The sequence below is a fragment of the Bradyrhizobium oropedii genome (assembly GCF_020889685.1).
In the GTDB taxonomy this organism is placed as follows: domain Bacteria; phylum Pseudomonadota; class Alphaproteobacteria; order Rhizobiales; family Xanthobacteraceae; genus Bradyrhizobium; species Bradyrhizobium oropedii.
The window spans coordinates 1-8,699 of sequence record NZ_JACMYO010000272.1 but is presented as its reverse complement, the minus strand read 5'-3'; the positions used below and the strand labels follow the sequence as shown (position 1 = coordinate 8,699).

General features: G+C 65.0%; 8 protein-coding genes. 6 read left to right on the top strand and 2 right to left on the bottom strand.

Going from position 1 to position 8,699, the window contains the following annotated elements:
- The 3 genes from H8A95_RS39835 to ppx form a co-directional block, all read left to right on the top strand.
- Window positions 1-452 (top strand): P-loop NTPase family protein (locus tag H8A95_RS39835; protein ID WP_229188014.1); only part of this gene is annotated, 452 nt, incomplete at its 5' end.
- Between the two features lie 132 nt (window positions 453-584).
- The gene (locus H8A95_RS39830; RefSeq protein ID WP_229188013.1) at window positions 585-2,789 is read left to right on the top strand and encodes an RNA degradosome polyphosphate kinase; all 2,205 of its coding nucleotides are present in this window, start codon (window positions 585-587) and stop codon (window positions 2,787-2,789) included.
- Window positions 2,790-2,801: 12 nt separating this feature from the next.
- Window positions 2,802-4,304, top strand: coding sequence for an exopolyphosphatase (gene ppx / locus H8A95_RS39825; protein ID WP_229188012.1), 1,503 nt, complete (start codon window positions 2,802-2,804; stop codon window positions 4,302-4,304).
- 8 nt (window positions 4,305-4,312) lie between these two features.
- Here ppx and H8A95_RS39820 read toward each other — a convergent pair whose 3' ends face one another.
- Entirely contained in the window at window positions 4,313-5,152 is an 840-nt protein-coding gene (locus tag H8A95_RS39820) for a TerC family protein (protein WP_229188011.1), read from the bottom strand.
- A 111-nt stretch (window positions 5,153-5,263) separates the two neighbouring features.
- Complete coding sequence (ndk, locus tag H8A95_RS39815) at window positions 5,264-5,686, bottom strand: nucleoside-diphosphate kinase (protein WP_229188010.1); 423 nt, start codon at window positions 5,684-5,686, stop codon at window positions 5,264-5,266.
- A gap of 349 nt (window positions 5,687-6,035) precedes the next feature.
- Here ndk and H8A95_RS39810 point away from each other — a divergent pair, with 349 nt between their 5' ends.
- The 3 genes from H8A95_RS39810 (at window position 6,036) to H8A95_RS39800 (ending at window position 8,669) form a co-directional block, all read left to right on the top strand.
- Window positions 6,036-6,305 (top strand): sulfur globule protein precursor, encoded by a 270-nt coding sequence (locus H8A95_RS39810; RefSeq protein WP_229188009.1) that lies wholly within the window; start codon window positions 6,036-6,038, stop codon window positions 6,303-6,305.
- Between the two features lie 207 nt (window positions 6,306-6,512).
- Window positions 6,513-6,695, top strand: a complete 183-nt coding sequence (locus H8A95_RS39805) for a hypothetical protein (RefSeq protein ID WP_229188008.1) — start codon at window positions 6,513-6,515, stop codon at window positions 6,693-6,695.
- A gap of 108 nt (window positions 6,696-6,803) precedes the next feature.
- The gene (locus H8A95_RS39800) at window positions 6,804-8,669 is read left to right on the top strand and encodes an ABC-F family ATP-binding cassette domain-containing protein (protein WP_229188007.1); all 1,866 of its coding nucleotides are present in this window, start codon (window positions 6,804-6,806) and stop codon (window positions 8,667-8,669) included.
- Window positions 8,670-8,699 lie beyond the last annotated feature (30 nt).

Sequence of the window (8,699 nt, the reverse complement as noted above, 5' to 3'; positions counted from 1 at the left end):
CGGCGCATGCGCTGACCGCCGACGCGGTGCCGACGGCGCTGGCGACCGGCGCGCTGGTGGTCGAGGACCTCCGGCCGTCGGATTTCGACGAGCGCGCAATGTTTCACCTGATGAATCTCGCGCGCCAGGACGATGCCTTCGTGCTGATCACGGCGCGCGTTCCGCCGTCGGCATTCGAGATCGAGTTGCGCGATCTGCGGTCGCGGCTCCGCGCGGTGCCGACGGTGACGCTGCTGCCGCCCGACGACCAGCTGTTCCGCGGCCTGATCCTCAAATTCTGCGCCGACCGCCAGATGAGCGTGGACGAACCGCTGGTCAGCTATCTGACCAACCGGATCGAGCGCTCCTATACCGCGGTCCGGCAGGCGGTCGAGCTGCTCGATACCGAGGCGCTCCGGCTCGGCCGTCCGGTGACCAGGGCGCTGGCGGCGGAGCTGTTGCGCGATGCCTGAGCGATGCCGCGGCTTGACGGCGCAGGCGGGTGGAACATCAATGTCATCGAAACGTCATCGCAATATCACATGGTCGGTGCGGCCCTCGGTTAGACCGCTCCGGCCCCCTGCCCCGAATTGGACCAGCACTTGATGGACTCGGCACAAGCACCTGAAATCAAAGAGAAAGAGGCGGAACTCCCGCCCGTCCCCGCGATCGCAACCAGCCCCGAGCGATTCATCAACCGGGAGCTCTCCTGGCTGCACTTCAACCGGCGGGTGCTCGAGGAATCGGTCAATCTTGGCCATCCCGTGCTGGAGCGGGTCCGCTTCCTGTCGATCTCGGCGAACAACCTCGACGAGTTCTTCATGGTCCGCGTCGCCGGTATCAAGGCGCAGGTCCGCGAGGGCATTGCCGAGCGCAGCCCGGACGGCCTGCTGCCGGCCGAGCAGCTCGTGATGATCAACAAGACCGTGTCGCAGCTCGCCTCCGACCAGCAGGCGATCTGGAGCGACCTGCACGACATCCTGGCCAAGGTCGGCATCCAGCTGGTCGACGGGCGCGACGTCACCAAGTCCGAGCGCAGCTGGATCGAGGATCACTTCCTCCACAACATCTTCCCGCTGCTGACCCCGCTGGCGATCGACCCGGCCCATCCGTTCCCGTTCATCCCGAACCTCGGCTTCACCGTGGCGCTGCAATTGTCGCGGATCTCCGACGGCAAGGCGATGAACGCGCTGATCCGCATGCCCGGCAAGATCGATCGCTTCATCCGCATTCCCTCCGCGAAGGAAGGCGCACCCGCGCGGCTGATCACGCTGGAGCAGGCCACCGGCCTGTTCATCGGCCGCCTGTTCCCCGGCTACACCGTCAAGGGCCAGGGCGCGTTCCGCATCATCAGAGACTCAGAACTCGAAATCGAGGAAGAGGCCGAAGACCTCGTCCGCCTGTTCGAGACCGCGCTCAAGCGCCGCCGCCGCGGATCGGTGATCCGGCTCGAGATCGAGGCCACGATGCCCGAAGAGCTGCGCATCTTCGTGCAGCACGCATTGTCGGCCGCGGATGATGAAGTGATCCTGGTCGACGGCGTGCTCGCAATGAACGAGCTGTCGCAGCTCACCCGCCTCAATCGTCCCGACCTCGAATTCCCGCCCTATGTGCCACGCCACCCCGAGCGGGTCCGCGACCATGGCGGCGATATCTTCGCCGCCATCCGTCAGAAGGACCTCGTGGTCCACCACCCCTACGAATCCTTCGACGTCGTCGTCCAGTTCCTGCAACAGGCGGCGCGCGATCCCGACGTCGTCGCGATCAAGCAGACGCTCTATCGCACCTCGAACAACTCGCCGGTCGTGCGCGCGCTCGCGGATGCCGCCGAAGCTGGCAAGTCGGTGACCGCGTTGATCGAATTGAAGGCGCGCTTCGACGAGGAAGCCAATATCCGCTGGGCCCGCGACCTCGAGCGCGCCGGCGTGCAGGTGGTCTACGGCTTCATCGAACTGAAAACGCACGCCAAGCTGTCGATGGTGGTGCGCCGCGAGGGCGGCAATCTCACCACCTATGTGCACACCGGCACCGGTAACTATCATCCGGTCACCGCGCGCATCTACACCGACGTCTCCTACTTCACGTCGGACCCGATCATCGGCCGCGACGTCGCGCGGGTCTTCAACTACATCACCGGCTATGCCGAGCCGAGCGACATCGAGAGGATGGCGGTGTCGCCGCTGACGCTGCGCAAGCGGATCATCGAGCACATCCATGGCGAGATCGCCCACGTCAAGCACGGCCGGCCCGGCGTGGTCTGGATGAAGATGAATGCGCTGGTCGATCCTGACATCATCGACGCGCTGTACGAGGCCTCGCAGGCCGGCGTCTCGGTCGAGCTCGTGGTGCGCGGCATCTGCTGCCTGCGGCCTGGGCTGCCGGGATTGTCGGAGAACATCCGCGTCAAATCAGTGATCGGCCGGTTCCTGGAACATGGCCGAATCTATTGCTTCGGCATGGGCCAGGGCCTGCCGAGCACAAAAGCTGCTGTGTATATCTCCTCCGCCGACATGATGCCGCGCAACCTCGACCGCCGCGTCGAGGTTCTCTGTCCGCTGCAAAATCCCACGGTGCATCAGCAGGTTCTCGAACAGATCATGGTCGCGAACCTGAAGGACAATGAGCAGAGCTGGCAATTGTTGCCCGATGGGTCGTCAACGCGTATGAAGGCCGCGAAAGGCGAAGAGCCCTTCAATCTACATGACTATTTTATGACAAATCCGAGTCTGTCCGGCCGTGGTAAGTCTCTCAAGGAATCTTCACCGCGCCGTCTCACGCGTCGCAACGAGCGTCAGCAGCCATCGTCTTAAGGGAGCTTTACGGTGAAGCGGCCGCGGAAGCGCGCTTCCAGCGTCGCTGTCATCGATATCGGCTCGAACTCGGTTCGTCTCGTGGTTTACGAGGCGATGGCGCGCAGCCTCGTCACCATCTTCAACGAGAAGGCGCTGTGCGGGCTTGGTCGCGAGGTGCAGAGCACCGGCCTCCTCGCAACTGACGCCGTCAACAAGGCGCTCACCGCACTTCGCCGCTTTCGCGCGCTGTGCAGGATCCAGCAGGTCGGCCGCGTCTATGCGATCGCAACCGCAGCCTGCCGCGACGCCAAGAACGGTCCCGACTTCATCGCCAAGGCCGAGCGTATCTGCGGCGCCAAGATCGAGATTCTCACCGGACCGCGTGAAGCGAAGCTGTCCGCGCTCGGCGTCGTCTCGGGCGTGCACAATCCGAACGGTATCGTCGGCGATCTCGGCGGCGGCTCGCTCGAACTGATCGACGTCAGGGGCAACCGCGTGCGCAGCGGCGTGACGCTGCCGCTCGGCAGCCTCGCGCTGCAGGATCTCTCGAACAAATCGCTCAAGCGCGCCGAACGCATCGTCAAGAACGAGCTGCTCGGCGTTGCCCAGCTCAAGACCGGCCGTGGCCGCACCTTCTACGCGGTCGGCGGCACCTGGCGCGCGCTGGCACGCATCCACATCATCCAGAGCGGCTACCCGCTCAAGGTGATGCACGGCTATTCAATTCCGGCCGCCGACGCGCTCGACTTCGCGCAGCGGCTGCGCCGGCTTGCGGCCACCGACATGCTGGCCAACATCGAGTCGGTCGCCGATGCGCGGCGGCCGCTGCTGGCCTACGCCGCGCTCGTGCTCGAATACATCATCCGCGTGGCCCAGCCGAAGACCATCGTGTTCTCGACCTTCGGCGTACGCGAGGGCCTGCTCTACGAGATGCTGCCGCAGGCCGAGCGCGCCAAGGATGGGCTGGTCTGCGCCGCGCAGGACCTCAACGTGCTGCTGTCGCGCTCGGCACGCCACGCTCAGGAGCTGACCGCGTGGACCGACCGCCTGGTGCGCGTCGTCAGGCTGCGCGAGACCGAGGAAGATCGCAGGCTGCGTCACGTCGCCTGCCTGCTCTCCGACATCGGCTGGCGGGTGCACCCCGATCATCGTGGCGAGGAAACCCTCAGCCTGATCATGAACGGCAATTTCGGCTCGATCACGCATCAGGGCCGCGCCTTCGTCGCTCTATCGGTGTTCTATCGCTACGCAGGCCTCAGCGAGGAAAACGAACCGCCGCCGCAGATCCGCGCGCTGGTGACGCCGGCGATGGACGAGCGCGCGCGCGTGCTCGGTGCCGCGTTCCGCGTCGCGCATCTGATCACGGCGGCCCGCACCGGCGTGTTGCCGGCGACGCACTTCCGCACCCAGGGTCGCAAGCTGATGCTGGTGTTCGAGCATCGGATGGTGGATCTGGTCGCCGACCGCGTCGGCAGCCGCTTCAAGCAATTGGCACGGCTGGTCGGGCGCGCCGGCTCGATCGTGCGGCGCTAGCGTCTAGATCACGCTGCCTTGGCGGCCTGCTTGGCCTTGCGGACCGCGTGGCGGCGCCAGAGCGATCCGATCGCCAGCACCACGACGATGCCGAGCACAGCGAGCGCGATCTCGCCGCCGTTGCCGCCGTGTCCGAAGTGCGGCGACATCCCGAGCGACGTCAGCCACGAATCGAGCTTGGCACCGAGCGGTCCGGCGAACAGCGCATCCAGCTTCGGATGCACGGCCGGATCGGTTGCAATGACGTCGCCGGCGATCCAGCCGAGCAGCGCCGCGCCGGCCCAGACCAGGATCGGCAGCTTGGTGAGCAGTGCCATGATCAGCGCCGCTCCGGCAACGATCAAGGGAACGCTGATCGCAAGGCCGAGCACCAGCAGCGGCACGCTGCCATTGGCGGCAGCCGCCACCGCGATCACATTGTCGAGGCTCATCACGATATCGGCGACGACGACGATCTGAACCGCGGCCCACAGATGCGAGGCCGCGTGCACGCCGTCATCGTCCTCCTGCTCCGGCACCAGGAGCTTGGCGGCAATCACGATCAACGCCAGTCCACCGACGAGCTTCAGGTAGGGAAGCGCCATCAGGCTGGCGACGATGCCGGTGAAGATGACGCGCAGCAGCACCGCCGCGGCGGCGCCGAGAATCATGCCCCATAGACGCTGGCGCGGTGCGAGCCCGCGGCAGGCCATCGCGATTACGAGCGCGTTGTCGCCCGACAGCAGGACATTGATCCAGATGATCTTGCCGACGGCGACCCAGAAGGTCGGCGTCGCCATCTCGTTCTTGAACTCGGTGAAGAACGCGCCGATGTACGCCGGATCAAAGATCTGCCACAGCCAGTCCACAGCGAGTCCTATTCGGCCTTGCGGCCGCCCCTGGCGGCGGTCGTCCGCCGCTCCCCAGTTTAGTATGACGCGGTCTCCTCGGGAGACCGCGTCATTTTCAATTGATCGGCGTTAGCCGACGATCTCGTTACCGGCGAAGAACTGCGCGATCTCGATCACTGCGGTCTCCGGCGCATCCGAACCATGCACCGAATTCTCGCCGATCGACTTCGCATAGAGCTTGCGGATGGTGCCTTCCGCGGCCTTCGACGGATCGGTCGCACCCATCACGTCGCGATACTTCAGGATGGCGCCCTCGCCTTCCAGCACCTGGACCACCACCGGGCCCGAGGTCATGAACTCGACCAGTTCGCCGAAGAACGGGCGCGCCCTGTGGACCGCGTAGAAGGTCTCGGCCTGGCCCCGGGTCATCTGGATGCGCTTCTGCGCCACGACCCGCAGGCCCGCCTTCTCGATCACCGCATTGACCGCGCCGGTCAGGTTGCGCTCGGTGGCATCGGGCTTGATGATCGAAAAGGTACGTTCAATCGCCATGATTTCGTCCTTGTAAACAGTGGCTGGGAGTTGCCGGGGCTTATATCGGCGCGATCGGATAACGGCAAGCGACCCTGTGACGCGTTAGCCTTTAGTTTTGACGCATTTTCGCAACGAAAACCGTCGTCTGGCGGTCTCCGGAGAGAGGCCGGCTCGGCCGGCTTACCGCGATTTCACCTAGGTGAACCCATTCTGTCAGTGCCGTGCCGCTGCCGTTCAGCTCCAGCCACTTAGGCTCTGCATCGATCGGACGCCTTGCTGGCCCCCCATCCGCAAGCCTCACAGGACGTCTCGGGAAACGATGTCACCGCGGGCGCGTCGCGCGCGCCCATACCTCGAGGAGACGATCATGTTACGCAAAATTTCGCTTGCTGCCATTGCCGCGGTTTCGCTCGGTGCTGCCGCGCTCGCCCCGACCTCCGCCTCCGCCTGGGGCGGGTGGCATGGCGGCTGGCACGGTGGATGGCATCACGGCTGGTGGGGCGGCCCGCGCGTCATCGTCGGCGGTCCGGCCTACTACGGCGGCTACGGATATGGCTATGGTGGCGGTTGCTATGTGCGCCGCGTCGTGCCGACCCCGTGGGGTCCCCGCTGGCGCCTGGTCAACCGCTGCTACTGATCCATCTGTTCTGTCGGCTGCTCCCCCCGACTAACTCAGCCCCGGCCTCGTGCCGGGGCTTTTTTCACGCCGGGGAACCCGCCGCGTGACGCCGCTCACTAGCTCAAGGCGAGAGTAAGGCGGAGCGGAAACCAAATTCGGCGTCGCGACTTGTCATGACAAGAACTTAGTCGAATACGCGAGGTGGAACTCGCCAAGAGACATGCCATGACGATGACACCGACCCAGATTGACAACGATCCCGATCAGATTGATCACAAGACTTGCCGTTACATCTGTGATGCCGTGGGTGAACGGCTCCAGCAAAGCATGCGGCCAGAGTCCGCGCTATCGTCCCGCCTGCAGCAGCTCCTGGACGAGATGCAACGACGGGAAGGCGATCGCCATTAGATCGCCATGAGATGTTGTGGGCTGACCAGCAGCCGAATTGTGCTTTTGCAACAGCCCCCGGAGAGATTTGCGGGTTGCGTTTCGCAGCGGGTCCGGTGACAACGCTGCATGCTCTCCATTACTGACATCTCGGTCCGGATCGCCGGGCGGCTGTTGATTGATCACAGTTCTGTGCAAATTGTGCCGGGCGCGCGCGTCGGATTTGTCGGCCGTAACGGCGTCGGCAAGTCGACGCTGTTTCATGCCATCCGGGGCGACCTCCCGACCGAGAGCGGCAGCATCGCGCTGCCGCCGCGCTGGCGCATCGGCAGCCTTGCGCAGGAAGCGCCCGACGGCCCCGAAAGCCTGATCAACGTCGTGCTGAAGGCCGATCTCGAGCGCGACGCGCTGCTGCGCGAGGCCGAGACTGCGCACGATCCGCATCGGATCGCCGAGATCCAGACCCGGCTTGTCGACATCGACGCCCACTCTGCTCCCGCCCGTGCCGCTGCGATCCTCTCCGGCCTCGGCTTCTCGACATCAGACCAGGCGCGGCCATGCGCGGAATTTTCCGGCGGCTGGCGCATGCGCGTCGCGCTGGCGGCGACGCTGTTCTCGGCGCCCGATCTGCTGCTGCTGGACGAACCGACCAACTATCTCGATCTCGAAGGCACGTTGTGGCTCGAGAACCACCTCGCCAATTATCCGCGCACGGTGATCGTGATCAGCCACGACCGCGATCTGCTGGACACCTCGGTCGATCAGATCCTGCACCTCGATCGCGGCAAGCTGACGCTCTACAAGGGAACCTATTCCTCGTTCGAGGAACAGCGTGCCTCGCGTGAATTGCTCGATGCCAAGCACGCCAAGCGGCAGGCCGATGAGCGCAAGCGCCTGCAGGACTTCGTCGACCGTTTCAAGGCGAAAGCCTCCAAGGCGCGGCAGGCGCAGTCGCGCGTCAAGATGCTGGAGCGGATGAAGCCGATCACCGCATTGGTGACCCAGGATGTTCACGAGATCTCGTTCCCGGCGCCGGAGAAGCTGCTGTCGCCGCCAATCATCGCGGTCGACGACGTCTCGGTCGGCTACGAGCCGGGCAAGCCCGTGCTCAATCGCGTGACGTTGCGCATCGATACCGACGACCGCATCGCGCTGCTTGGCTCCAACGGCAACGGCAAGTCGACGCTGGTCAAGCTGCTGGCCGGCAAGCTCGCGCCGTTCTCGGGCAAGATCACAAGAGCCGACAAGCTATCGGTCGGCTATTTCGCCCAGCACCAGGTCGACGAGCTCAATCTCGACGGCTCACCCTACGATCATATCCGCAAGCTGATGCCCGAGGCACCCGAGAGCAAGGTGCGCGGCCGCGTCGGCGCGATCGGCTTCTCCGGCAAGGCCGGCGACACGCTGGTGAGAAGCCTGTCTGGCGGCGAGAAGGCGCGGCTGCTGCTTGGGCTTGCGACGTTCTACGGCCCGAACATGATCATTCTGGACGAGCCGACCAACCATCTCGATATCGACAGCCGCGCGGCGCTGGCGGAGGCGATCAACGAATTCCCCGGCGCCATCATCATGGTCTCGCACGATCGTTATCTGATCGAGGCCTGCGCCGATCGACTGTGGGTCGTAGCGAACCAGACCGTCACGGCCTATGACGGCGACCTCGACGAATATCGCCGCATGATCCTGTCGGCCAATGACGGCCGGCCGGCGTCGCGCGAGCGCGTCAAGGAGCAGCCGGCAAGGCCCGAGCGCAGCCGGAACGAGAAGCGCACTTCACCCCGGCAGCGCGTGGCGCAAGCCGAGACCGAGATCGAGCGCATCAACGGCATCATCGCCAAGATCGACACCGCACTCGCCTTGCCTGATATCTTTACGCGCGATCCCAAGCAGGCTGCGCAGCTCACCAAGGCGCGCGCCGGTGCCGAGAGCGCGCTGCAACGCGCCGAGGAAGAATGGCTGGAGGCCAGCGCCGAACTCGACGAAGCCGCGAACTAGAACTCGCTCACCGGGCGGAGCCACATATTT

Excerpts from the sequence above, each read along its gene's own strand:
- H8A95_RS39830 (WP_229188013.1), top strand. The coding sequence starts at position 585 with ATGGACTCGGCACAAGCACCTGAAATCAAAGAGAAAGAGGCGGAACTC.
- ndk (WP_229188010.1), bottom strand. The coding sequence starts at position 5,686 with ATGGCGATTGAACGTACCTTTTCGATCATCAAGCCCGATGCCACCGAG.
- H8A95_RS39810 (WP_229188009.1), top strand. The coding sequence starts at position 6,036 with ATGTTACGCAAAATTTCGCTTGCTGCCATTGCCGCGGTTTCGCTCGGT.
- H8A95_RS39805 (WP_229188008.1), top strand. The coding sequence starts at position 6,513 with ATGACGATGACACCGACCCAGATTGACAACGATCCCGATCAGATTGAT.
- H8A95_RS39800 (WP_229188007.1), top strand. The coding sequence starts at position 6,804 with ATGCTCTCCATTACTGACATCTCGGTCCGGATCGCCGGGCGGCTGTTG.